The organism is Campylobacter sp. CFSAN093246, assembly GCF_012889415.1.
GTDB classification, from domain to species: Bacteria; Campylobacterota; Campylobacteria; order Campylobacterales; family Campylobacteraceae; genus Campylobacter_D; species Campylobacter_D jejuni.
Genome location: NZ_CP040613.1, coordinates 992,872 through 1,017,633, shown reverse-complemented (window position 1 = coordinate 1,017,633; position 24,762 = coordinate 992,872). Strand labels below are relative to the sequence as shown.

29 protein-coding genes are annotated in these 24,762 nt (G+C 30.2%); 14 read left to right on the top strand and 15 right to left on the bottom strand.

Features of this window, described 5'->3' with window-relative positions; translation table 11 throughout:
* Genes FBE87_RS05300 through FBE87_RS05280 form a run of 5 tightly spaced genes read left to right on the top strand, consistent with a single transcriptional unit; the run spans position 1 to position 3,483 of the window.
* Positions 1-762, top strand: coding sequence for an ATP-binding protein (locus FBE87_RS05300; protein WP_002852748.1), 762 nt, complete (start codon positions 1-3; stop codon positions 760-762).
* Entirely contained in the window at positions 759-1,445 is a 687-nt protein-coding gene (locus FBE87_RS05295; protein ID WP_002852847.1) for an endonuclease III domain-containing protein, read from the top strand. Before FBE87_RS05300 ends, FBE87_RS05295 begins: the two co-directional genes overlap by 4 nt.
* Positions 1,442-2,254 carry a bifunctional hydroxymethylpyrimidine kinase/phosphomethylpyrimidine kinase gene (thiD, locus tag FBE87_RS05290; protein ID WP_002899485.1) on the top strand — a complete coding sequence of 271 codons (813 nt, stop codon included), beginning with the start codon at positions 1,442-1,444 and terminating at the stop codon, positions 2,252-2,254. Before FBE87_RS05295 ends, thiD begins: the two co-directional genes overlap by 4 nt.
* Entirely contained in the window at positions 2,244-2,876 is a 633-nt protein-coding gene (thiE, locus tag FBE87_RS05285) for a thiamine phosphate synthase (RefSeq protein WP_002852670.1), read from the top strand. The genes thiD and thiE overlap by 11 nt, the downstream gene beginning before the upstream one ends.
* The gene (locus FBE87_RS05280) at positions 2,854-3,483 is read left to right on the top strand and encodes a uroporphyrinogen-III synthase (protein ID WP_002859147.1); all 630 of its coding nucleotides are present in this window, start codon (positions 2,854-2,856) and stop codon (positions 3,481-3,483) included. The genes thiE and FBE87_RS05280 overlap by 23 nt, the downstream gene beginning before the upstream one ends.
* Here FBE87_RS05280 and FBE87_RS05275 read toward each other — a convergent pair.
* Genes FBE87_RS05275 through fliW form a run of 5 tightly spaced genes read right to left on the bottom strand, consistent with a single transcriptional unit; the run spans position 3,480 to position 6,007 of the window.
* On the bottom strand, positions 3,480-3,932 hold the full coding sequence (locus FBE87_RS05275) for a hypothetical protein (protein ID WP_002859148.1): 453 nt from the start codon (positions 3,930-3,932) through the stop codon (positions 3,480-3,482). The two genes, FBE87_RS05280 and FBE87_RS05275, sit on opposite strands and share 4 nt — an antisense overlap.
* Positions 3,929-4,591: a hypothetical protein gene (locus FBE87_RS05270; RefSeq protein ID WP_052785236.1), complete on the bottom strand. Its 663-nt coding sequence runs from the start codon at positions 4,589-4,591 to the stop codon at positions 3,929-3,931. Before FBE87_RS05270 ends, FBE87_RS05275 begins: the two co-directional genes overlap by 4 nt.
* On the bottom strand, positions 4,588-4,890 hold the full coding sequence (locus FBE87_RS05265; protein WP_002853046.1) for a type II secretion system protein: 303 nt from the start codon (positions 4,888-4,890) through the stop codon (positions 4,588-4,590). Before FBE87_RS05265 ends, FBE87_RS05270 begins: the two co-directional genes overlap by 4 nt.
* The gene (locus FBE87_RS05260) at positions 4,887-5,618 is read right to left on the bottom strand and encodes a pyrroline-5-carboxylate reductase (protein ID WP_002859150.1); all 732 of its coding nucleotides are present in this window, start codon (positions 5,616-5,618) and stop codon (positions 4,887-4,889) included. The genes FBE87_RS05265 and FBE87_RS05260 overlap by 4 nt, the downstream gene beginning before the upstream one ends.
* Positions 5,618-6,007, bottom strand: coding sequence for a flagellar assembly protein FliW (fliW, locus tag FBE87_RS05255; RefSeq protein ID WP_002852982.1), 390 nt, complete (start codon positions 6,005-6,007; stop codon positions 5,618-5,620). Before fliW ends, FBE87_RS05260 begins: the two co-directional genes overlap by 1 nt.
* Positions 6,008-6,167: 160 nt before the next feature.
* Between fliW and FBE87_RS05250 the strand changes: the two genes are divergently transcribed.
* Together FBE87_RS05250 and lon are read left to right on the top strand one after the other, a co-directional pair.
* Entirely contained in the window at positions 6,168-6,815 is a 648-nt protein-coding gene (locus FBE87_RS05250) for an outer membrane protein assembly factor BamD (RefSeq protein ID WP_002852961.1), read from the top strand.
* A gap of 16 nt (positions 6,816-6,831) precedes the next feature.
* On the top strand, positions 6,832-9,207 hold the full coding sequence (lon, locus tag FBE87_RS05245) for an endopeptidase La (protein ID WP_168977230.1): 2,376 nt from the start codon (positions 6,832-6,834) through the stop codon (positions 9,205-9,207).
* 59 nt (positions 9,208-9,266) lie between these two features.
* Here the strand turns inward: lon and rpsR are convergent, their stop codons facing one another.
* From rpsR to FBE87_RS05195, 10 genes are all read right to left on the bottom strand, one after another.
* Positions 9,267-9,527 carry a 30S ribosomal protein S18 gene (gene rpsR, locus FBE87_RS05240; RefSeq protein WP_002853032.1) on the bottom strand — a complete coding sequence of 87 codons (261 nt, stop codon included), beginning with the start codon at positions 9,525-9,527 and terminating at the stop codon, positions 9,267-9,269.
* A gap of 10 nt (positions 9,528-9,537) precedes the next feature.
* Positions 9,538-10,089, bottom strand: coding sequence for a single-stranded DNA-binding protein (locus FBE87_RS05235; protein ID WP_100626282.1), 552 nt, complete (start codon positions 10,087-10,089; stop codon positions 9,538-9,540).
* Positions 10,090-10,097: 8 nt separating this feature from the next.
* A complete protein-coding gene (rpsF, locus tag FBE87_RS05230) occupies positions 10,098-10,475 on the bottom strand; it encodes a 30S ribosomal protein S6 (RefSeq protein WP_002853062.1) in 378 nt (125 codons plus the stop codon).
* Between the two features lie 86 nt (positions 10,476-10,561).
* On the bottom strand, positions 10,562-11,428 hold the full coding sequence (locus tag FBE87_RS05225) for a VirK family antimicrobial peptide resistance protein (RefSeq protein WP_057095876.1): 867 nt from the start codon (positions 11,426-11,428) through the stop codon (positions 10,562-10,564).
* A complete protein-coding gene (rseP, locus tag FBE87_RS05220; RefSeq protein WP_071165083.1) occupies positions 11,421-12,527 on the bottom strand; it encodes an RIP metalloprotease RseP in 1,107 nt (368 codons plus the stop codon). Before rseP ends, FBE87_RS05225 begins: the two co-directional genes overlap by 8 nt.
* Positions 12,524-13,060, bottom strand: coding sequence for a CDP-diacylglycerol--glycerol-3-phosphate 3-phosphatidyltransferase (pgsA, locus tag FBE87_RS05215; protein ID WP_002853053.1), 537 nt, complete (start codon positions 13,058-13,060; stop codon positions 12,524-12,526). Before pgsA ends, rseP begins: the two co-directional genes overlap by 4 nt.
* Before the next feature lie 124 nt (positions 13,061-13,184).
* Positions 13,185-13,790 carry an NAD(P)H-dependent oxidoreductase gene (locus FBE87_RS05210; protein WP_002853045.1) on the bottom strand — a complete coding sequence of 202 codons (606 nt, stop codon included), beginning with the start codon at positions 13,788-13,790 and terminating at the stop codon, positions 13,185-13,187.
* The gene (locus FBE87_RS05205) at positions 13,790-14,410 is read right to left on the bottom strand and encodes an NAD(P)H-dependent oxidoreductase (protein WP_002858394.1); all 621 of its coding nucleotides are present in this window, start codon (positions 14,408-14,410) and stop codon (positions 13,790-13,792) included. The genes FBE87_RS05210 and FBE87_RS05205 overlap by 1 nt, the downstream gene beginning before the upstream one ends.
* Positions 14,411-14,473: 63 nt before the next feature.
* The gene (locus tag FBE87_RS05200) at positions 14,474-14,899 is read right to left on the bottom strand and encodes a GNAT family N-acetyltransferase (protein WP_100608605.1); all 426 of its coding nucleotides are present in this window, start codon (positions 14,897-14,899) and stop codon (positions 14,474-14,476) included.
* A gap of 11 nt (positions 14,900-14,910) precedes the next feature.
* Positions 14,911-15,999, bottom strand: a complete 1,089-nt coding sequence (locus tag FBE87_RS05195) for a CinA family protein (protein WP_002852915.1) — start codon at positions 15,997-15,999, stop codon at positions 14,911-14,913.
* 98 nt (positions 16,000-16,097) lie between these two features.
* Here FBE87_RS05195 and ileS point away from each other — a divergent pair, with 98 nt between their 5' ends.
* The 7 genes from ileS to FBE87_RS05160 are packed head-to-tail and all read left to right on the top strand — an operon-like array spanning position 16,098 to position 24,704.
* Positions 16,098-18,851 (top strand): isoleucine--tRNA ligase, encoded by a 2,754-nt coding sequence (gene ileS, locus FBE87_RS05190; RefSeq protein ID WP_002874958.1) that lies wholly within the window; start codon positions 16,098-16,100, stop codon positions 18,849-18,851.
* Positions 18,845-18,955, top strand: a complete 111-nt coding sequence (locus FBE87_RS05185; protein WP_002869114.1) for a membrane protein — start codon at positions 18,845-18,847, stop codon at positions 18,953-18,955. The genes ileS and FBE87_RS05185 overlap by 7 nt, the downstream gene beginning before the upstream one ends.
* Positions 18,952-20,313 (top strand): Asp-tRNA(Asn)/Glu-tRNA(Gln) amidotransferase subunit GatA, encoded by a 1,362-nt coding sequence (gene gatA, locus FBE87_RS05180; protein WP_052790002.1) that lies wholly within the window; start codon positions 18,952-18,954, stop codon positions 20,311-20,313. Before FBE87_RS05185 ends, gatA begins: the two co-directional genes overlap by 4 nt.
* A gap of 9 nt (positions 20,314-20,322) precedes the next feature.
* Positions 20,323-21,780, top strand: a complete 1,458-nt coding sequence (guaB, locus tag FBE87_RS05175; RefSeq protein ID WP_002871783.1) for an IMP dehydrogenase — start codon at positions 20,323-20,325, stop codon at positions 21,778-21,780.
* Positions 21,777-21,950 (top strand): exodeoxyribonuclease VII small subunit, encoded by a 174-nt coding sequence (xseB, locus tag FBE87_RS05170; protein ID WP_002853034.1) that lies wholly within the window; start codon positions 21,777-21,779, stop codon positions 21,948-21,950. The genes guaB and xseB overlap by 4 nt, the downstream gene beginning before the upstream one ends.
* Positions 21,943-22,719, top strand: a complete 777-nt coding sequence (locus tag FBE87_RS05165; protein ID WP_002853489.1) for a carbon-nitrogen hydrolase family protein — start codon at positions 21,943-21,945, stop codon at positions 22,717-22,719. Before xseB ends, FBE87_RS05165 begins: the two co-directional genes overlap by 8 nt.
* Before the next feature lie 11 nt (positions 22,720-22,730).
* Positions 22,731-24,704 (top strand): LTA synthase family protein, encoded by a 1,974-nt coding sequence (locus tag FBE87_RS05160; protein WP_057096897.1) that lies wholly within the window; start codon positions 22,731-22,733, stop codon positions 24,702-24,704.
* Positions 24,705-24,762: the final 58 nt, after the last annotated feature.

Genomic DNA, 24,762 nt, shown 5'->3' with positions numbered 1-24,762 from the left:
ATGGATTGGAATAAAACTTATGCAGCAATTTATAGAGCAAGAAAAGATTATTTAAAGCCTATTTTTGAAATCGATCCTATTGCTTTAAAAGATTTAGTAGGTATGGAAAGTCAAAAAAAAGCACTTTATGAAAATACTTTAAATTTCATTCAAGATAAGGGAGCAAATCACGCACTTTTATGGGGATCTAAGGGCACTGGAAAATCAAGTTTAATTAAAGCTATATTTAATGAATTTAAAGAACAGGGCTTAAGACTTGTCGAATTAAATAAAGAAGATTTATTTGCCTTAGCAGATATCATCGATGAAATCAGATTAGAAAATTTTAAATTCATACTTTTTTGTGATGATTTTTCTTTTGAAAAGGGAGATGATAGTTATAAATTTTTAAAACCTTTACTTGAGGGAAGCATAGAAAAAGCCCCAAATAATGTAATTATTTATGCGAGTTCAAATCGTAGGCATTTATTAAGTGAAAGCATTACTGATAATCTTGATACGCAAATCACACATACAGAACTTCATTTAAGCGATGCTGCTGAAGAAAGATTAAGTTTGAGTGATAGATTTGGTTTGTGGTTAAGTTTTTATCAGGGAAATTTAGAAGAGTATTTAAAGATGATAGATTTTTATTTTAAAGATTATTCTTGTGATAAAGAGCTTTTGCACGCTAAAGCTAAAGAATTTGCTACTCTAAGAGCAAGTAGAAGTGGTCGTACCGCAAAGCAATTTTATTTAGCTTTTAAGGAGAATTTTAAATGACTGGAGCACAAATTTTTACCAAGCTTTTAAATTTGGATTTAAATTATCATGATTTTGATTGGCTTGAAAATCAAGGATTGAGTGAATTTGAGCTTTTAATTTCTGTCGTTTTAACTCAAAATACAAATTGGAAAAATGTCTTAAAAGCTTTAGAAAATTTGAAAAAAGAAAATATTGCAAGCTTAGAACAAATCAATACTTTATCCAATTTAGAACTTGCAACTTTAATTAAGCCTAGCGGATTTTATAATACCAAAACTAAGCGTTTAAAAGGTTTGGTAGAAAGTATCATAAACACTTATGAAAATTTAGAAAATTTTAAAACAAATGCAAGCAGAGAATGGCTTTTAAATATCAAAGGTTTAGGTTTTGAAAGCGTTGATAGTATTTTAAACTATCTTTGCAAAAGAGAGATTTTGGTTGTAGATAATTATAGTTTGCGTTTGGCTTTTTACTTAGGTTATGAGTTTGAAAATTATGAAGAATTAAGAGAATTTTTTCAAAGTGACATAGAGAGTGAGCAAGAAAATTTGTATAAAATTTTAGGAAAAAAATGCGAACTTTACGAACTTTATCAAATTTTTCATGCTTTGATTGTAGCTTTTGCAAAACAGAGTTTTAAAGGACAAAAATTAAGCCCTAAGGGTGAAGAATGGATCAAAATTTTAAAGGAAGATTTATGAAAGCAAAAGGAAGTGAACTTATACCTGTTTTAACTATAGCAGGGAGTGATTGTAGTGGTGGAGCAGGGATACAAGCCGATCTTAAAACCTTTAGTGCACACAATCTTTTTGGTATGAGTGTGATTTTAAGTGTGGTAGCTGAAAATACCGCAAGGGTGATTTCTGTACACGATATACCTACTCAAAGCGTGGATGAACAAATGCTTGCCGTGTTTGAAGATATAGTGCCAAAGGCAACTAAAATCGGAATGATAGGTTCTTGTGAATTAATGAGCTGTGTAGCTAAAAATTTAAGCGAGTTTAAACCTCAAAATGTAGTTATTGATCCTGTAATGTTTGCCAAAAATGGCCATGCTTTAATGCCGCAAGAAAATTGTGATTTTTTCAAACAAACTATAATAAAATTTGCAGACATTCTTACTCCTAATATTCCTGAAGCAGAGTTTTTATGTGGTTTTAAGATCGCTAATGAAGAGCAGATGATAAAAGCAGCTAAGCATTTATGCAGCTTGGGGACTAAGGCAGTTTTACTTAAAGGCGGACATAGTGAAGCAAATGCCAATGATGTGCTTTATAATGGAAAAGAAATTTATATTTTAAAAGGCGAACGCATAGAAACTAAAAATACTCACGGTACAGGTTGTACGCTTTCTTCGGCTATTGCTAGTAATTTAGCTAAAGGCAAGGATTTATTTCACGCTGTTAGTGAAGCTAAAGAGTATGTAAGAAATGCGATTTATTATTCACTTAATCTTGGAAAAGGTTGTGGTCCTACAAATCATTTTTTCAAGTTTCTAGATGAAAAATAAATTAGATCTTAGCCTTTATTTGGTTGCTACTAAGGGAAATAAAAGCGAGGAGTGTTTTTTAAATACTTTAGAAAATGCTATAAAAGGCGGAGTAAGTATCATACAACTTCGTGAAAAAGAGCTTAATGCAAGAGAATTTTATAAACTAGGCTTAAAGGTGCAAAAACTTTGCAAGTCTTATAAAATACCTTTTTTGATTAACGATAGGGTGGATATAGCTTTAGCCTTAGATGCTGATGGGGTGCATTTAGGACAGGAAGATTTAGAAGCAAAATTAGCTAGAAAGCTTTTAGGAGATGAAAAAATCATAGGCTTAAGTCTTAAAAAGTTAGAACAACTTGAGTTTATACAAGGAGTAAATTATCTAGGTTGTGGAGCTATTAAGGCAACGCCTACTAAAGAAAGTTCGCTTTTAAGCCTTGAGCTTTTAAGTCAAATTTGTGATAAAAGCCCTATAGGGGTTGTAGCCATAGGTGGGATTGACAAAGAAGCACTTGTTGAGTTAAAGGGTATAAATTTAAGCGGTGTGGCTGTGGTTAGGGCGATCATGGATGCTAAAGATGCTTTTTTGGCAGCTAAAGAGCTAAAGCGTAAAATCTATGAAAATTTATCTCTTAAATGAAACTCCTTTTGAAGGGGTGGAAAATCTTATTTTAAATGAGATTGTTTTTTATGATTTTAGTGTGGATTTGAGTTTGTATGATGCTTTAATCTGCACTTCAAAAAATGCTTTAAAAGCTTTACAACATGCAAAAATCACTTTAAATTTCAAACTCAATTTATACGCTGTGGGACAAAGTACAGCTCAATACGCTAAAAATTTAGGTTTTAAAAAGATTAAAATTCCATCAAAGGCTTATGGAAAAGATCTTTTTCTTGAATTTAAAGAGGAGTTAAAAATGCAAAAATGTTTGTATTTAAGGGCTAAAAATATTGTTTCAACTTTAAATTTGGATCTTAAAAATGTAGGTGTGGATTTAGATGAAATGATTGTTTATGAAAATGTTTTTAAAAAAGGCGACAAAAAGCTTATCTATCCTGCTATTTTTATATTCACCTCTCCTTTAAGTGTAGAAAATTTTTTAAAATTTTATAGCTTAAAAGAAGAAGATAAGGTTGTAGTTATAGGACAAAGCACAGCAAAGAAGCTTTTAAATTTTAAAAATCTTTATATATGCGAAAATCAAAGTCTTTTAGACTGTGTTAAGCTCGCTAAGACTTTGGTTTAATTTTTTAAATTCCAAAAATTTTCTTTGGGATAAATAATAATGCTTTTTGTGAGTAAAATTTCATCATTGACGTTTTTATCACGATTTAAAGCAATACTAATGTGGGCTATAATAACACCATCTTTGCTTAAATTTGCATCGGGATTGAAGTTGGAAAATTTAAAATTAACACATTGTGCAATAGGATAAAAATATTTTATTTTAATCAAAGCTTTTGTGTAATTAAAATATATATTGTCTAAACATTCTTTATTTTCTTGCTTTGCTTGATATAAAAAATATTTAGAAAATTGTGTTGCATTGTGACTTAAAATTTGAGCTTGAAGGTAGTAATAACTATCTTGGATTATTTTTGGAGTATAGCTGGATATGTTTAAGGTCAAGCTCATCCATAGACTTATTAGTAGTATTAAAAAAATTGTCCAAATTAAAACATAAGCTTTTTTCACAGTAAAATTCTTTTTTCAAGGCAATGTTTTGTTTGTCTTTTTAGGCAAATTTTTAATTTATTGTTTTGCAGGTTAAATGAGCTTATGTTTTTAGAAATTAATCCTTGTTGGTTTAATTGTTCATTAAATTTTGGCTTTATTTCATATATAAGTTCTTCATTTTGCAATTTGATAACTAATTGAGCTTGCAAAGGAATAAAACTACCTGTAAAATTTGCAGATATACCATTTTCCAAGATAGATATTTTTTCAATCTTATTAATTTTATAAGCATAGCTAATATGCTCATTGTCGCTATATAAATCTTTTCTATTTTGGAGTTGTGTTTTAAAATCAGAATGAGGTGAATAAAGTGTATGGTTATTTTCTAAAATAAGAGCAGAATTAATAAGATAAAGTTTATTATCTTTTAGGCTAATTAACTCATCTTTTAAAAGACATTTTAATGTATTCTGTGAAAATGTAATATTAATACAATTTTGTATTAATTTTTCTATTTTAAGCAAGTTTAAATGTGCTTGAGTGATAAGATTGTTTGTATGTAAAGCAGTAAAATTTAAATGATAAAAATCCATTAAAGGTTTTGAAAGTAAGCTAGTTATAAAAGTAAAAAGTATTAGTGATATTATAAGTTCAAAAAGTGTAAAAGCTTTGCTCATTCTTTAAAATAAACGCTATAATTTTGATCTTGAAAGTATAATTTTTGAAATTGAAATATACCATCATTAACAAACTGTTCTTGTAAAACTATAGGTTTTAAGGCTGAAGTTTGAAGTATGATGGTTTTAAAAATAGGCTTTTCATATAATTCTTCTTGAAGTTTATAGAGTCTTTCAAAAATATTTAAATTTTCATAGTTTTTGTAAAGTTGAATATAGTAATAAAAAATGCCAATGAAAATTAAAGATATGATCGTTATAGCACTAATGCTTTCTATAAGTATGAAAGCCTTTTTCATTTAGCGCTGCTAGCATTTATGGCTTCAAAAAAACTTCCGCGAATTCCTTTTTGTTCGAGTATTTTTATGCCTTTTATTGTAACTCCTCCAGGGGAGCAAATATTTTCTTTGATAATAGCTGGATGCTCATGTTCTAGTAAAGCACTAGAGCTTTTAAATAAAGAGCGCGTAAGATTGAGACTAAGTTCTTTTGACAAACCTTCATAAACTCCAGCATTAGCAATGCTTTCTGCTATAAGTGCTAAAAAAGCAGGAGCGCAGCCGCTAATCGCCATAGCTGCATTCATTTGTATTTCATTATCTAATTTATAAGCCGAGCCAAAAGTTTTTAAAATGTCTAAAATTTCATTTTCAAAATGAGAGTTTTTAAGTATATATGGTGTGGTTGAAGCCTTGTATTTAGCTGCTGTATTGGGTATTATTCTAACATAATTTTGAGCTTTGATGGTTTGTAGTTTTTCAAAATCAACATTGGCTAAAACAGAGATTAAGATACGTGCTTGTCCTTTTAGCATTTGAGCAATATTTTCTAAAGCATAAGGTTTAAATGCTAAAATAACATCTTTACCTTCTATGTTAAAATCTTTGTAAAGTAAGGTTTTAAAGCCTTCTTTGGCGAGGGCTTGAAGTTTTTCTATACTTCTTCCTACTATACAAATTTCATAATCATCTTTTAACCCATAGGCTAAGGCTGTTGCCATAGATCCATTTGCAAGTATATAGAGCATTATTTTTTAATATAATTAGCAATTTGATCAGCTTGAAAAAAGTCGGGATAATTAACTGTATCTAGTATCACTTGTACCATAGTATTATTATCAAGATTAATGACTACTGGAGCTAGAAAATTCACTGTCGATTCTTCAATGCTTTTTGCTATGGCTACTATATTAAAAATTTTCATATTAGATTCAGGTGTTAAAGAAAGAAGCTCTTGATAATAAGTTGGTATATCAAATTCATAATCAGGTCTAATCAAATAAGGATTAATTAAAACAAAAGAAAAGTCTTTACCATCAAGACTTTTAAGTCTTACAAATACTTCATCGATAGTTGAAAATTCCATATTTTTGGTTTCTTCAAAACCTAAGATAGGGCATTTAACAGCTAGGGTCATGTTTTCTCCTCAAGTTATAATGTTTAATATTTTAACATAAAATAAGCAATAATCATTCCAAAATTTTAAATTATTTAATTAATTTTATTATAATTTTAGAAGAACATAATTATAAAATCGTTAAAATATATATTTTTGAGAATATAAATCAAGGTGAAGTATGAAAAAAGGTATTTTTTTATTGGTTTTTTTAAGTGTTTTTTTTAGTGCGTGTAGTACGAAAAATGATGAAGGTTTATACAATCTTAGTGCTAGTGAGTGGTATAAGCAAATTATTAAAGATTTGCAGGACAAGGATTTGGAAAAAGCTGATGATCATTATAATGGTATGGCAAGTGAGCATGTTGCCGATCCTTTATTGGAAACTACTTTAATTATTTTAGCACAAGCTCATATGGATGAAGAGGAATATAAGTTAGCTGAATTTTATTTAGATGAATATAATAAAAAATTTGGAAATTCACGCAATGCTGATTATATTCGTTATCTTAAAATTAAGGCAAAATTTGATGCATTTGCAGTGCCAAATCGTAATCAGGCTTTAATGCTTGAAAGCCAAAAAGAAATAGATACTTTTTTGAAAGATTATCCTTATACAGAATATGAACCTTTGGTTCAAACAATGCTTACAAAATTTAATTTAGCGGTTTTTTATCTTAATAGTACTATAGAAAATCTATACCAGCGCATAGGGCATGATGAAAGTGCACAAATTTATAAACAAAGACTTCAAGAAAGTGAATTTTATCAGCAAAGTATTATCAAACCTGAGCTTCCTTGGTATAGAAGTATATTTGAAAGATTTTAATAAACAAGGAAAATAAATGCAGATTGAAGAGATACAAAATTATCCAGCAAATTTACCAGTATTGGTTGAAGATGAATTATTTTTATATCCTTTTATGATAACTCCTATTTTTATTAACGATTCATCCAATATGAAAGCTTTAGATCTTGCGATTAAAAATGATAGCATGCTTTTTGTTGCACCTTCAAAGTTGGAAAATGGAAGAAATTTTGATGAAATTTATAATTGCGGAGTGATTGGGACTATCATGCGAAAAGTTCCTTTACCTGATGGAAGGGTGAAAATACTTTTTCAAGGATATGCTAAGGGTAAAATTATAGAGCAAATTTCTAATAAACCTTTAGAAGCCAAGATAGAACTTATAAAAGAAGACTTTTTAGAAGGAACTAAAAAAGAAGCGCTTCTTGAAGTTTTAAAAGAGAAGGTAAAAAATTTGGCAAATATTAGTCATTATTTTTCTCCGGATCTTTTAAGAACAATTGAAGAAGGTTTTGATGCATCTAGGATTTGCGATTTGATTTTAAATACTGTGCGTATTAAAAAACAAGTTGCTTATGAGTTTTTTGTTTTAACAGATCTTGAGCAAAAATTAGTAAAATTAATAGATTTAATTGCTCAAGAAATAGAAGCTAATAAAATTCAAAAAGAAATTAAAAATAAAGTACATTCTCGTATTGATAAGGTAAATAAAGAATATTTTTTAAAAGAACAATTAAGACAAATTCAAAAAGAGCTTGGTTCTGATACGCAAAAAGAAGATGAGGTTAGAGAGTATCAAAAGCGTCTGGAGTTAAAGAAGAAATTTATGCACGAAGACGCTTATAAAGAAATCAAAAAACAAATTGAAAAATTCGAACGCATTCATCAAGATAATTCCGAAGCATCGATGATTCAAACTTACATAGAAACAGCATTAGATGTTCCTTTTGAAAAAATTTCTAAGAAAAAACTTGATATTAAGGAAGTTTCAAAACAGCTCAACCATGATCATTATGCATTAAATAAACCAAAAGAACGCATAGAAGAATATTTTGCAGTTAGGGAACTTTTAGAAAAAAGAAAAATAGCAGAAAAAGATGGTGCTAAAGTTATACTTTGTCTTTATGGGCCTCCTGGCGTTGGTAAAACTTCACTGGCAAATTCTGTTTCAAAAGCTTTAAAAAGACAGCTTATTCGTATAGCCTTAGGTGGACTTGAAGATGTTAATGAGCTGCGTGGTCATCGTAGAACTTATATAGGCGCTATGCCTGGACGTATTACTCAAGGACTCATAGAGGCAAAACAAATTAATCCTGTAATTGTATTGGATGAAATTGATAAATTAAATCGCAGTTTTAGAGGCGATCCAAGTGCGGTGCTTTTAGAAATTTTAGATCCAGAGCAAAATTCTAAATTTAGGGATTATTATTTAAATTTTAATATTGATTTAAGTAAAGTCATTTTTATAGCAACGGCAAATGATATTAGCAATATTCCTGCACCTTTAAGAGATAGAATGGAATTTATAGAACTTAGCTCTTATACTCCAAGTGAAAAATTTCATATAATGAAAAAATATTTAATTCCAGATGAGCTTAAAAAACATGGCTTAAAATCCAATGAATTATTTATTGATGATGAAACTATAGAGCTAATCATTAGCGATTATACTCGTGAATCAGGAGTTAGAAATTTGCGTCGCAAAGTGGCAGAGTTGTGTCGTAAGAGTGCTAAAAAACTACTTTTAGAAAATATTAAAAAAGTCATTATTAATACAAAAAATTTGAATGAATTTTTAGATAAAAAAGTTTTTGAAATAGAAAAAAATAATGGAGAAAATCAAGTAGGTCAGGTCAATGGTTTGGCTTGGACAAGCGTAGGTGGAGATGTTTTAAAAGTAGAGGCTGTAAAAATTAAAGGTAAAGGAGAATTAACGCTCACAGGAAGTTTGGGTGATGTAATGAAAGAATCAGCTAGAATTGCTTTTAGCATGATAAAAGTTTTAATCGATGAAGGAAAAATAAAAATACCTAAAAAAATAATTATTGATCCTAAAGTTAATGTTTATGATAGTTATAATATTCATATACATGTGCCAGATGGAGCTACTCCAAAAGATGGCCCAAGTGCAGGTATTACGATAAGCACAGCTATTGCTTCTATTTTTAGTGATAAAAAGGTTAAAGCAGATGTTGCAATGACGGGTGAAATAGATTTAAAAGGAAAAGTTTTACCAATAGGCGGATTAAAAGAAAAATTAATTGCAGCTTATAAAGCAGATATAAAAACAGCTTTAATTCCAAGAAAAAATTACGAAAGAGATTTAAAAGATATTCCTAGTGAGGTTAGAGACAATATGGAAATCATTGCTGTTGATACTTTCAGTGATGTTTTAGAATATACTTTGGTTTAATTTTATTTTGAGGATAAATGTATAAGAAAGCAAACTTTTTACAAGTTTGCTTTAAAAGATTATAGTCCTTCAAAAGGATTATTGATTACTTCTTTTCTATCCACTATATAAGGGATAAGAGCTACATGTCTTGCACGTTTGATTGCAACTTCTACCATTTCTTGGTATTTTTTGCTTGTGCCTGTTAAACGGCGTGGCATGATTTTAAATCTTTCAGATAAAGCATGTTTTAACATTGCTGTATCTTTATAATCAATAAATTCAACTTTTGCTTCAGTGTATTTGCAATATTTGCGAGAGTATTTTCTTTTTTCTGCCATAGTTTATCCTTTAAAATGGTAAATTAGTATCATCGCTATCATAAGCATCGATATCAATTTCTTTTAATTTTTCTTCGTGTTGTGGGTTTTGGTTTCTTTGTGGAGCAGGGTTTGCTTTTGCTTTATTAAAATTTTGATTTTCACTCATATAAGGATCATAGCTTTGATTTTCATAGTTTCCGCTATAATTGTTGTTTGAAAAGCTATTATTGCCAAAATTTCCGCCTTGTTGTGGAGTATTGGAATTGCCAAGCATTTCCATATTTTCAACTTGAATGCTATGTTTAGAGCGATTTTGTCCATTTTGATCACTCCATTGTTCAAATCTCAAACGTCCTTCTATGAGTACTTTTGAACCTTTTGTAAGGTATTGGTTTGCAACTTCTGCGGTGCGACCATAAAAGCTTATATCAATAAAGCAAGTTTCTTCTCTTTTTTCTCCATTTGCGGTAAATCTTCTTGTTACTGCTATAGCGGAAGCTCCAATAGCACTACCGCTTTGTGCATAACGCATTTCTATATCACGTGTAAGATTTCCAACCAAAACAACTTTGTTAAACATCTTTTTCCTTATTGAATTTCAGGAGCATCTAAAGGTTTAATTTCTTTTTTAGATTGCTTAATCCCGTGGCTTAGTTTTTCCCAAGCTGCAATTTCTTTTTTATTTTCATATTTTACGATTAAAAATCTTATTACTTCTTCAGTGATTCTTAACACCCTTTCAAGCTCAGCGATCAAGTTTGTAGGAGCTTTGAAATAAATCACAAAATAAGTTCCTCTTTCGTATTTTTTGATTTTATACGCTAATTTTCTAGTACCCATTGGAACAACAGTTTCAATTTCTGCACTATTTTTGGTTAGGACTTCTTTAACGAATTCCAACTTCGCATTCACTTCCTCTTCAGTAAGTGTTGGTTTTAAGATAAATAAAACCTCATAATGTTTCATCTTTTCTCCTTATGGATATTAAAGCCCATTTTTATGAGCAAGGATTTTGCATAAAGCAAGACTAGATTATATCAAAATATACTTAATTAGTCTTGAATACTTAAGGTTTTATCTAAATTTGTTTTGATTTCTTCAAGCATAGCAAAACGTTTTTTATACATGGAGCGTTTTTGCGAAGGGATTTCTTCTAGGTTTTTTTGAGAGTGGTGGAGTTTATAGTATTTGTGTTTATTGATTTTTATTAATTCTCCACCATTTTCTAGCCAAATTTTTTGATAATCTACAAAATATCCTTTTTCTTTTCCTTTTTGAGAACGGATTTGATTTTTTTCATGTACACCTAAAGTAGCTTGAAGTTTTAAAATTTCACAAAGCATCTTAGAGCATTCTATAAGTAAAGCAACAGGGCGCAAACCATGACATTTTTTAGTTAAAATTTTATTAATTTCTAAAATATTAAAATCTTTGTATTTATGTCCTTGTATGCAAGAAAGTAGAAGATTATTTTCTAAAGTAAAGCAAAAATTACATTGTGAGATAGTGTATTTTTTAAATTTTAAAGAAAAAGCCCAAAAACCTTCTTCGTAAACATTATGGTTATATCCTAAAAAAAGCTCAAAATCTTCATCAAAAGAAAAAATTATTTGTTCCTCGGGAAGAAATTTAAAACAAGCGAGTCCCTTATCAACATCATAAATAAGTGTTTTAACACGTTCATTTGCTTTAAAACTTTTATCGCAAAATCTTCTTGTAGCATTGTAACAAGCATAGGGTCTTTGAGAGAAAAAGTCTTTTAAATGTTTATTTTTTTCTTTATTAAGCGTTTTTTCTAGAAGTCTTACTTGAGGAAAATATAAAATTTTTCTTGCTTGAAAACGCAAATAGCGCCAAAAGATTATACTTTTTCTTCTATCAGTAAAATTTGGAATAGGGTAGGAAAATTTTTTATTCACCTATAATCCTTGATATATCATTATAAGTTGCAAAGAGCATTAAACTTAAAAGTATTGCCATGCCTGTATAGCTTAAATATTCAAAAGTACGCTGTGGAACTTTGCGTCTAAAAATCATTTCATAAAGATTAAAAAGTATATGTCCTCCATCAAGCATAGGAATAGGTAAAAGATTTAAAATGCCTAAATTTATAGAAATTAAAGCAGTGATAAATAAAAGCAAAGTAAAGCTATTTTGTGCAGCCTTTGAGGTAATTTCAGTCATGGTGATAATACCGCCTAAATTTTTTGCTTCAACTTCACCACTTATGAGTTTTACAATACCCTTGATGATGAGTGTAGAAGCTTGAAAACTTTCTTGTGCGGCATATTTAAAACTTTCTAAACCTTGGTGTTTTACAAGAGTGCTTGTCCCATTTGGACTGACTCCAAGTTGAGGTTTTTCAACGATTTGTCCAAAGTCATTATATCCTTGTCCTATTTTTGGAGTTAAAATAAATTCTAAATTTTTTCCTTCTCTATTGATTAATATTTTCAAAGGATCTAAACTTAAATGCTTTGAAATTTCATCAAAGGTTTGAATTCTTATACCGTTAATTTCTAAGATAGTATCATTTTTTTGAAGTCCTATTTCTTGTGCAGCAGAGTTTGGAGCTATGTTTCCTATTTGCGGAGCAAGTTTGTTTAGACCTAAATTTCCTATGATAATATAAAGAAAAAAAGCTAAAATTAGATTAAAAAATGGTCCAGCAAAAAGAATATAAATCTTTTTTAAAGGACTTAAAATGCTATAGCTATCTTTGTCTAGATTTTCAAAACCAGGACGCATATCATCTTGTCCTTTAAGTTTAACATATCCTCCAAGTGGTAAAGTGCTTAAGCGATAGTTTGTGCCTTTAAATTCACGCTCTATAAGACTTTTTCCAAATCCTATGCTAAAAACTTCAACTTTTACACCCAAAGATCTTGCAGCTAAAAAATGCCCTAATTCGTGAAAGAAGATTAAAAATGAGATGACTAAAACAGTTGCTAAAAATTCAATAGAATAAAATTTAATTCCAAAAATCAAAATAACAATCAAAAACAATAAAGATCTCATTTTTCTCCTTTTTTTTGAGCTTTTATATAAGTATAGATGTATTCAAATCCAGAATAAAGAGTTAAAATCAAAGCTATGTAAAGTAGAATTTCTCCGCCTATCCACTCCATAATTAAAAATCCTATCGCAGTCATTTGAAAAGCGGTTTTAAGCTTGCCTGCAAAAGAAGCATTGACATTTAAATTTTCGCTAATCATTACAACTCTAAAACCTGTGATAAAAAATTCCCTTACTAATATAATATAAATTACCCATTCATTAGCTTTTCCTGTAAGTAAAAGCCCTAAAAAAGCTGCTAAAACAAGCATTTTATCGGCTAATGGATCTAAGATTCCACCAAGTTTTGTAGTTTGTTTCCAAGTTCTTGCGATGTATCCATCAAAAAAATCACTTAAAGCTGCTAATGAAAAAGTTAAAGCAGCAAAATAGTTAATCCAACTTTGATGAATATTTTCAAAATGATGAATTAATAAAAAAAATAGCAAAGGCGCTAAAACCATTCTAAAAATCGCCAAGATATTGGGTAAATTCATAACAAGCCTTGTGAAATTAAATGTAAAATTATAATCAAAATTGTATAAAATTTAAGCAAAGACTTAGTAAAAATACAAAAAAGAATCAGTTTATTTTTATTTAAATTTTGCTTTTAAGCAAAATTTAAATAAATTTTACAACTTCATCAAAACTAAAACGATTTTTTTGAGGATTTTTTTCATCGTTGCAATATCCTAAAGCCACCACCAAACTTGATCTTTCTTTTTGAATATCAAGTGATAAATAAGAATTAAGCTTTTGTTTATCAAAACCACCTATAGTGCAGCTTGCTATATTTAAAGCATTAGCACTGTAAAGTATGCTAGCTAGAGCTATATGAGCTTGTTCTCTTGCATAAGATATTTTTTCTTCTTGATTTAGAGATTTTAAAAAAGGCATATAAGCATCTAAGCGTTTTTGAATTTCTGTTTCACTCATATCTCTTTTTCTAAGTTTTTCTTCAAAATAATCCAAAAAATCAAGTCTTGAAATGATGATAATTAACGCAGCGCAATCTTTTACATGTTTTTGCTGGTTGCAAATTTTAGAAAGTTCTTCTTTTCTTTTCTCATCTTGCACTACTATAAATTTCCAAGGTTCTAGTCCTAAGGAGCTTGGGCTTAATCTTGCTATTTCTAAAATAGAATTTAAATCCTCTTTTTTGAGTTTTTCATTTTTAAAATTTCTACAAGAATATCTTGTGCTAAAAATTTCAAGTTCTTTTTTCATTATTTTTCCTTGTAAAATTCGACGACTTCATTAAAATTTAAGCGTTGAGTAGAATATTTTGGTTCATGGGCTTTATATCCTAAGGATAAAATTACAGCAGTTTCAAAAGGATAAGTTAAATTAAGAAAATTATCAACTTTAGCTTTTTCAAAGCCACCTATCATACAAGAATCAATACCTAAGCTCATTGCAGCTAGCGACATTTGCATCATAGCAAGATAGCATTGAAGTTGTGCGTAATGATAGAGTTCATTATCATTCATTGCATTGGTTTTATGGGTGTAAATTTCTAAAATTTTTTGAAAATTTTCTTCGCTAGAACCTGAGAAACGACGCACTTGTTTTTGTGCAAATTCATCTTTGCTTTGAAGATCTTTTCTTGCTAGAAAAATGATATTATGACTCGCACTTGCTACATTTTGTTGATTGTAACATAGGGTTGAGAGTTTAAGATTGTGTTCTTTTTGTTCTAATACTACAAATTTCCAAGGCTCAAATCCATGTGAGCTTGGGGCTAAGACTCCACTTTCTAAGATAAAATGCAAATCCTTTTCATTGATTTTTTTATCATTAAAAAGTTTACAAGCTCTGCGTTTTGAAATTAGTTCTTTAAAATTCATTTTATTCCTTAAAATCAAAAATAATAATATTAATTATAAAATGCAAAGCTTAATCAAAAAATATTATAGTTTGATATTTTTCTTAAAAACAAAACCGGATTTTTCAAAACCCATTTTTTGGATATAAAATTCATGAGCTTGTGTTCTAAAAAAACTTGAACTTAGTTCTAATTCTTCATATCCTTGATCTTTTGCCCAAATTTGGATTTTTTTCAAAAAAGCTTGACCTATACCCTTTCCTCTTAAAGTTTTATCTACGACAAAATCACAAATATAAAGACAATGATTATGATAAAGTACATTAAAGGGCATGACTCCACAAGCTGCTTTGTAGCTTCCCTCATTTTCATAGGCAAAAAGTTTATAATGTTGAGTTTGTGTAGCAAGTTGGATTTTGTCTAAAAAATCTTTCAAAGATAGGTTATTTCTTAATTGTTTTATCAAGGGATAAATTTTTTCCAAGTCTTCTTTTAGCTTAATTTCTTTCATTTTTAAATCCCTTAAATTTCAAAAATTTCAGGTTTTAATTTTAAAAGTAAGCAAAAAGTTGCCAAAACAGCTTGTTCTTGCATAAATTCACGATCTCCATCTAAATAAAGCGTTTCTTGGATAAAAGTTCCATCTCTAAACATTGCACCTATATAAATAGTGCCTGATTTTATTTTTCCCTCATCTTTTTCGCCAACTACTCCGCTAATAGCTAAGGCAAAATCAGGATTAGCTGTTTTAAAAATACCTTTTAGCATAAAATAAACACAACGTTCACTGTATTCGCCATTATTTTCTAAGACGCTTTCGCTAATTCCAAGCCATTCGTGTTTGATGCGGTTGGAATAACTTACAATAGAACCTTCAAAAATTTCACTTACACCTGAAATTTTGGTTAAGGTACTTGCACAAAGTCCACCTGTGCAACTTTCAGCAAAAGAAATTTTTAATTTTTTTTCTAAAAGTTTAGAGCTTATAAAATGTATAGGATCTTTACCTAAAAACACCTTTTGTCCAAAAAGATTTTTTACACTATTTAAAAAACCATCAAGTTTTCCAAAATTAGCGCAAGTGGCCTTAATAAGCACAAGATTATCTAAAAGCTTGGTTGATTTTATACTTATCTCATAAGATTTTGTTAGGGTTTGCAGTAGCAATATAGCGCTTTCATCATCCATGCCAAAAATGCAAAAATATGCAAAATTTAATTTTATATGCCCAAGAAGATTGGGTAATTTTTCGCTTGGATTTATTTTAACGACATTGATTTTTGAATTTGAAAAATTACACACAAAGCTATTTTTACTAAATTCTGCTTTATCTGGAACCAAGGTATCATCTTTTAAGATAAGATTATCATCATTTAAAGTTGCTAAAATTTTAGCAACAGTCGCATAATGCAAAGGGCTTGTAAATAAAGTGATAAAATCATACTGATTTAAGAGGTTTTCAAGCAAAAAGGGTAAATCTTTATCGGTTTTATTTTGTATGCGAATTTCGTTGATTTCTTTAAATTTTTCTTCATAAGTTCTATAAATATAATTTTTGAATTTTTCGTTTATAGTAAGCTCATCTCCTATAAGATAAAGCAAATGTTTCATAAATTTTCCTTTTTTTCTTATAATTATAGCCAAAAACAAAGTAGAAATTAAAGCTAATTTGAGTAGAATTTAAGATTATTAAAAATTAGGTGGAAAAAATGGACTACAAAGAAACTCTACTTTTGCCCAGCACTACTTTTGCTATGCGGGCGAATTTAGCGGAACTTGAACCGCAAAGATTTAAAAAATGGTTTGAGCAAAATTATGCTTATGAAAAAATGAAAGAAAATCGCAAAAATGCGAAAAAAAGTTTTACCTTACACGATGGCCCCCCTTATGCTAACGGACATATCCATATAGGACATGCTTTAAATAAAATTTTAAAAGAAACTATTATCAAAACGCATTATTTTAAAGGTGAGAGTGTGCGTTTTACTCCAGGGTGGGATTGTCATGGTTTACCTATAGAACAACAAGTAGAAGTAAAGCTTGGAGAAAAGAAAAAAAGCTTAAGCAAGAAAGAAATTCGTGAGTTTTGCAGACAACATGCGAGTGAATTTGTAGATATCCAAAGAGAAGAATTTAAAAATTTAGGCATTATTGCGGATTGGGATAAGCCTTATTTGACTATGAAATTTGAGTTTGAAGCAGCGATTTATAGAACTTTATGCGAGATTGCTAAAAAAGGCTTACTTTGTGAGCGTTCTAAACCTGTTTTTTGGAGTTGGGCGGCAAAGTCAGCTTTAGCGGAAGCTGAAGTAGAGTATCAAGATAAAGAAGATTATTCTATCTTTGTGGCTTTTGATTTAGATGTAAAAGCTTGCGAAAAATTAGGCGTTTCAAAAGCAAGCGCAGTGATATGGACAACTACGCCTTGGACTTTGGTGGCTAATCAAGCTATAGCCTTAAATCCTAATGAAAATTATGTGATCACTAAAGAAGGTTTGATTTTTGCAAGTGCTTTGCTTAAAAGCATGGTAGAAAAAGGACTTACAAGTGGAGAAATTCAAAAAGAACTCAACGCAAAAGAATTTGAAAAACTTGAAGCTATCAATCCTTTAAATGGAAGAAAATCTGTTTTAATCATGGGTGAGCATGTATTGATGGATGGTGGAAGTGGACTTGTACATACTGCACCAGGACATGGCGAAGATGATTACTATGCTTGTTTGAAATACGGTATTGAAGTTTTAATGCCTGTTGATGATAGTGGATGTTATGATGAAACTTTAAGAGCTAAAGGGCTTTTGCCTTCTCATTTGCTTGAAGAGTTTATAGGTCTTCATATTTTTAAGGCCAATGAAAAAATTTTAGAACTTTTAGGCGAAAAACTTTTACATTCTTCTAAATTTATACACTCTTATCCATTTTGTTGGAGAACGCATAAGCCTGTGATTTATAGAGCTACTAAACAATGGTTTATTTTAATGGATGAACCAAAACTTCAAGGAAAAACTTTAAGAGAGTGTGCAAAAGAACAACTTTTAAAAACAACCTTTTATCCGCAAAGTGGGGTAAAAAGAATAGGTTCTATGGTGGAAAATCGCCCAGATTGGTGTATTTCAAGACAAAGGGACTGGGGAACGCCTATAGCCTTTTTTAGAGATAAAAACACTAAAGAAGTGATTTTTGATGATGAACTTTTTGACTTTGTAGCGGCTATTTTTGAAAAACACGGCGCTGATGCGTGGTGGGAGTTTGAAATCAAAGATTTAATTCCTACAAATTCAAAATACAACGCTGAAAATTTAGAAAAAGTATATGATATTTTAGATGTTTGGTTTGATAGTGGAAGTACTTTTAATGCGGTTTTAAATAGCGGACTTTATGACGCAGGAGAAAAAAGAGCAAGTATGTATTTAGAAGGAAGCGATCAACATCGGGGTTGGTTTCAAAGCTCTTTGCTTGTAGGTACAGCGATCAATGAAAGTGCACCTTATGAAAGCATTTTAACTCATGGTTTTACCACCGATGAAAAAGGGCAAAAAATGTCTAAATCTAAAGGCAACGTGATCGCTCCTGAATATGTAGCAAAAACCTATGGAGTTGAAATTTTAAGACTTTGGATACTTTTAAGTGATTATTCAAGTGATTTAAAAATTTCAGACAATATCTTAAAACAAGTAGGCGAACAATACCGCAAAATAAGAAACACTATAAGATTTTTACTTGCCAATACCAATGATTTAAAAGATTTAAAAGTTAAAGAATTTAGTTTTATTGATAAATGGATATTAAGCCGTGCAACTAAAGTTTTTAAAGCAAGCAAAGAGGCATTTTTTGCTTATGAATTTGCTAAAGGTTTTAGTTTGCTTTTAAATTTCTTAAGTGCGGATTTAAGTGGGATTTATCTTGATATCAGTAAAGATAGACTTTATTGTGATAGCGAAAATGCCCAAAGAAGAAAATCTGCTCAAGTGGCTATGGCTTTGATAGCAAAAGAGCTTTTAAATTTACTTGCTCCAAATTTAAGCTATAGCGTAGATGAGGCTTTAGAACATGCTAATGTTTTAATCAAAGGCGATGCAAAAGATGTATTTGATCTAAGTTTAACTCAGGATTTTGATTATGATTTTGGTATAGATGATACATTTTTAATGAGTGCTAGAGAGAAATTTTTTGAACAGATTGATATACTTAAAAAAGATAAAATCATTAAATCTACTTTGGAATTAAATTTAAACATCAGTTTTAATAAATTCCCAAATGAGGAATTAGCCGATTGGTTTATGGTAAGTCAAATCAGCAATGAAAATGAAGAAATTTTGGCTGAATTTGAAGTAGAGAATGAGAAATTTAAAATCACCAAAGCTTCACTTTGTAAATGCCCAAGATGTTGGAAACTTCAAAGTAAAGATGAAGAAACACCTTGTTTAAGATGTGAAGAAGTTTTAAAAGGGATTCAATGCTAGAAAATCCTATTCCAAATAGCATTATCATCACAACTATAGCGGTGGTTTTGGCTTTTAGTGCTTTAGCAGTATTTTTGATCAAAAAAACAAAGGAAAATAAATGATAACTTTAAAAGAAGCTTTAAAATACTCCAAAGAAGAACTTGAAAATTTAAAAAAAGAACTCAATGAAAAAGCAAAAAAAGAAAAAAAAATAGGTGCTTATATCGAACAATTTTTAGATAAAGACTTAAGTGTTTCAGGTGAAGGTGTGCCTGTAGCTATAAAAGATAATATCAGCGTAAAGGGCTGGGAGCTTACTAGTGCGAGTAAGATTTTACAAGGTTATATCGCTCCTTATGATGCAAGTGTGATTGTTAATTTAAAAGCTAATGGTTTTTCTCCTTTTGGGCGTTGCAATATGGATGAATTTGCTATGGGAAGTTCAACAGCGAGTTCTTATTATGGCAAAACTTTAAATCCTTTAAATTTTGAGCGTGTGCCAGGTGGTTCAAGTGGTGGAAGTGCTGCTGTGGTAGCGGGTGGCTTGGCTTTGGCAAGTTTGGGTTCTGATACAGGAGGATCTGTACGTCAGCCTGCAGCTTTTTGTGGTTGCGTAGGATTTAAACCGAGTTATGGAAGAGTGAGTCGCTATGGCTTAGCTTCTTATTCTTCAAGTTTGGATCAAATTGGGGTTTTAACGCAAAATGTAGAAGATGCGGCAATTTTATATGATGCGATCGCAGGATATGATAAAATGGATAGCACGAGTGCAAATATCGAGTTTATCAAAACCGCTCCAAATTTAAATGCAAATAAAAAATTAAAAATTGCAGTGATTGAAAATTATGTCAATGATGCAGATAGTGAAGTAAAAAACGCACTTTTAAAAACCATAGATATGTTAAAAGCTAATGGACATGAGATTGTATATAAAAATTTGCTTGATTCTAAGTTTGATATCGCAGCGTATTATATCATCGCAACAGCTGAAGCAAGTGCAAATTTAAGTCGTTATGATGGGGTGCGTTATGGCAAGCGTTCTGAAAATATCCAAAATTTAAAAGAAATGTATGTAAATACACGCAGCGAAGGTTTTGGAGAAGAAGTAAAAAGAAGAATTTTGTTAGGAACTTTTGTTTTAAGCAGTGGATATTATGATGCGTATTATATTAAAGCACAAAAAGCTAGAGCTTTTATTAAGGCAAAATATGAAGAAATTTTGCAAGATTGTGATCTTATTTTTATGCCTGTAACGCCTACAACGGCTTTTAAATTTGATACTCAAAAAAGCCCTATGCAAACTTATTTAGAAGATGTTTATACTATCTCTGTAAATTTAGCAGGACTTGGAGGCATTAGTGTGCCTGTTGCAAAAGATAAAGAAGGGCTTAATATATCAGCACAACTGATTTGCAAAGCTTATGATGAACAAACCTTGTTAGATGGGGCTTTAAGTTTAGAACAAATGATTAAACATTAAGGATGAAAGATGAAAATTGTAAAAAGAGCTTTAACTTTTGAAGATGTATTATTGCGTCCTGGGTATTCTGAAGTTTTACCTAAGGAAGTAAAAATTCACACTAAATTAACAAAAAATATCACTTTAAATATGCCTTTAATCTCTGCGGCTATGGATACAGTTACTGAACACAGGGCTGCTATTATGATGGCAAGACTTGGAGGGCTTGGAGTGATTCATAAAAACATGGATATAGCCTCACAGGTTAGAGAAGTAAAAAGAGTGAAAAAAAGCGAAAGCGGGGTGATTATCGATCCTATTTTTGTAAGTCCTAAGGCAAGTGTTGCGGAAGCTTTAGAAATTATGGCAGAGTATAGAATTTCAGGTGTTCCTGTAGTAGATGAAGATAAGAAACTAATAGGCATACTTACCAATCGTGATTTAAGATTTGAGAGTGATTTTTCAAATTTGGTTGAAAATGTTATGACTAAAATGCCTTTAATCACTGCTCCAAAGGGTTGTACTTTAGATGATGCGGAAAAAATTTTCAGCACCAACAAAGTAGAAAAACTTCCTATAGTTGATGAACAAGGACGCTTGGAAGGACTTATCACTATAAAAGATCTTAAAAAACGCAAAGAATATCCTAATGCCAATAAAGATAATTTTGGAAGATTACGCGTGGGTGCGGCTATAGGAGTAGGGCAAATGGATCGTGTGGATGCTTTAGTTGAAGCTGGCGTTGATGTTGTTGTGCTTGATTCTGCGCATGGACATTCTAAGGGTATTATTGATACGATAAAAGCGATTAAAACTAAATATCCAAATTTAGATCTTATCGCAGGAAATATCGCCACTGCAGCTGCAGCAAAAGCACTTTGCGAAGCAGGGGTAGATGCGGTTAAAGTAGGTATTGGGCCAGGAAGTATTTGTACTACGCGTATTGTTTCAGGTGTGGGTGTGCCTCAAATTTCGGCCATTGATGAGTGCGTGGAAGAAGCAAATAAATTTGGCGTTCCTGTGATAGCTGATGGCGGGATTAAATATTCAGGTGATATCGCAAAAGCTTTAGCTGTAGGTGCGAGTTCTGTTATGATAGGATCGCTTTTAGCTGGAACAGATGAAAGTCCAGGAGAGCTTTTTACTTATCAAGGAAGACAATATAAGTCTTATCGTGGTATGGGCTCACTTGGGGCTATGCAAAAGGGAAGTTCGGATAGATATTTTCAGCAAGGTACTGCTCAAGATAAACTCGTTCCTGAAGGTATAGAAGGGCGTGTTCCTTATGTGGGAAGTATAAGAAGCGTGGTGCATCAACTTTTAGGAGGTTTGCGTTCTTCTATGGGTTATGTTGGGGCTAAAGATATAGAAGATTTTCAAAAAAGAGCCGAATTTGTTGAAATTACCACTGCAGGGCTTAAAGAAAGTCACGTGCATGATGTTACTATCACTCATGAAGCACCAAACTACAAGGTTAATCATCAATGAGTTTTGAAGAAAATTTAAAACACGCTAATGAATCTTTGGAAAAATTAAATAATCAAGAGCTTGCCTTAGATGAAAGTGTAAAAATTTATAAAGAAGGTTTAGAGAGTATCAAAAAAGCAAGACTTGAGCTTGAAAAAGCAAAATTAGAAGTGGAGCAAATCGATGAGTAAAATAGCAGCTTTACAGTTTCCAACTTTAGCTTTAAGTGAATCAAGGCTTGATTATTATCTTAAAGCTTCAAAAGACAATGGAGCAAATTTAGTAGTTTTGGGAGAATATGTGATCAACAGTTTTTTTACAGAACTTTTGCATATGCCAAAAAATATGATAAAAGAACAAAGCGAAGCTAAAAAAGAAAGCTTGATTAAACTTGCTAAAAAATACGAATTAGAAATCATCGCTCCTTATGTTAGTGTTGAAGCTAAAAGTTATAAAAAACTTTGCTTAAAAGTTACTCCAAATGGTGTTAAAAGTTATGAACAGCAAATTTTAATGCCTTATGAACATTGGAATGAAGAAAAATTTTTCAGCAACAAAACTCCATCAGAATTAAAAATTTTTACTTTTAATTATGAAAAATTAAAATGTGCTTTGCTTTTTGGTTTTGAGACACATTTTGATATTTTTTGGCAACAGATTATGGCGAAAAAAATTGATTTGGTTATCGTTCCTAGTGCTTGTACCTTTGAAAGCAAACAAAGATGGGAAGAACTTTTAAAAACAAGAGCTTTTTTAAATTCTACAAGCATTTTAAGAGTAAATCGCATAGGCAAAACAAAAGATGAGTGGAATTTTTACGGCGATACTTTGTTTATCAATGCTTTTGGTGAGATAGAAAGTAAATTAGGTTCTGAAGAAGAAATGCTTATTATAGAGCCTAAAAAAAGTGATGAAGCAAGAAAACTTTGGGGTTTTGATAAAATTCTTAAGAATTTTTAAAGAAGGTGAATATGAGAAAAATTTTACTTCAAATTTTTATTTTTAGTGTATTATTTATAGTAACTTTTACCATTAATCGTATTTTAATGCAAAATTCTTTTATCCCTACTGGTTTAATTAGTGATAAAAATGAAATCTTTTTAATGTATCTTTTAGGTGTTTTTCATGATATAAGATTTTTAAGCGCAGCGTTTTTACCATTCTTGCTTTGTGGTTTTTTAAGTTTAATTTTTTCTAATATAAAAATAAATAATAAATTAGTAATATATAGTAAAAATTTTTATTTCATTTTTTCAAGCATTTATATAATTGTTATTTCTTGTCTTTGTATAGGATTTTCTTATGCAAAATACTATTATTACGAAATTTACAAGACTAAATTTGATATTTTTATGTTTACTCTAAAAGATGATAACGCAAAAACTATTTTAAGTATTATTTATCACGATTATCCAATTTTAAAAATTTTAGCTTTAATGTTGATTTTTGGAGTTTTTGTATTTTTTTTAAATTTGAAAATATTAAATTTAAAGCTAAAACCTGTTAATTTAAGATTATTTCCCTTGATAGCTTTAAATTTAATATTAATTATTGTTTATGTTATAGCCTTAAGGGGTCCATTTAAGCATGTGGCTATAAATGTGCAAAATTATTCTTTTAGCGAATATAGTGTTGTAAATGATACAATGTTAAATCCAATTATGGCATTTTCTTGGGCTTTAAAACAATATAAAGAAGAAGCAGCTTTGAAGGCTATCACACCTTTAAAAGCACAAGAACTTAAAGAAAAACTTTTTGATTATTTGCATCAAAGTCCTATAAATCTAAAAGCTGAAAAGAATCATCCTAGTGTATTTGTTAACTTAATGGAAAGTTTTGGGCTTAATTTGGCTGATTTTGCAAATACAGAACATAATTTTTTGGGTTCGTTAGATAAACATTTTAAGCAAGATTTTTTATTCAAACGTTTTTTGAGTTCTAGTAATGGAACTATACCAAGTTTTGCAAACTTATTTTTTGTAAGTCCATTTTCTAATATTTCCACAAGTAAATTTCAGAAAACTTATTTAGATTTAACACCTATTGCTATTTATAAGAAAGCAGGATATAAGGTGATTTTTGTAAGTGCAGGTAATGGATCTTGGCAAAATATTAAAAATTATCTCAGTATTTTGGGGGTAGATGAGATTATAGATGAAAATATTTTAATGAAAGAGTATAATGGAGCAAAAGATAGCGAAAATGGTTATGGGGTAGCTGATGAGTTTTTATATAAAAAAGTTTATGACTTACTTCAAAAAAATCCACACAACACCCTTATAATTGCTCTTACTATTTCTAATCATCCACCTTATAAAATTCCACAAAATGATTTGCCAAAATTACAAAACATTCCGCAAACTTTGCTTAATATGCTTCCTTATGAAAAAGATAAACAAGATAACATTATCAAAGCTTATACTTATGCAAACAATGAATTTGGAAAATTTCTAGATAAAGTAAAACAAAGTCCATTTAAGAATAGTGTCATTATAGCAGCAACTGGAGATCATAGAGTACGCGAAATGAGTATAGATTTAAATTCCCAAAAAGCTTTTGCTTATAGTGTACCTTTTTATCTTTATATTCCTAAGGATTTGCAAGATAATATTTATTATGATAAAGATCGTGTAGGATCTCATAAAGATATTTTTCCAACTCTTTATGCTTTAAGTTTAAATAATGTCAAGTATTTAAGCGTAGGCGGAAGAAATATGTTAGCAAGACCAAGTGATGAGAAATTAGAATTTGGGATCAACGATGCTGTATGGATTGATAAAAAAGGTATTTATAGTGGCGGTAAAGGGTACTATTTTGAAAGTAATGATACTTTAAAAGATATGAATAAAGCTTTTAATCTTGATGTTTATACTAAAGACTTTGATAAATTTTATAGAGAGTTAAATTTATATCAATTAGCCGAGCGTTTAGGCATTTCAAAATAGGATTTATATTTTCTTTTTAGTAAAAAAGTGCTAAAATTTAGCCTTTAAAGTATAAAGG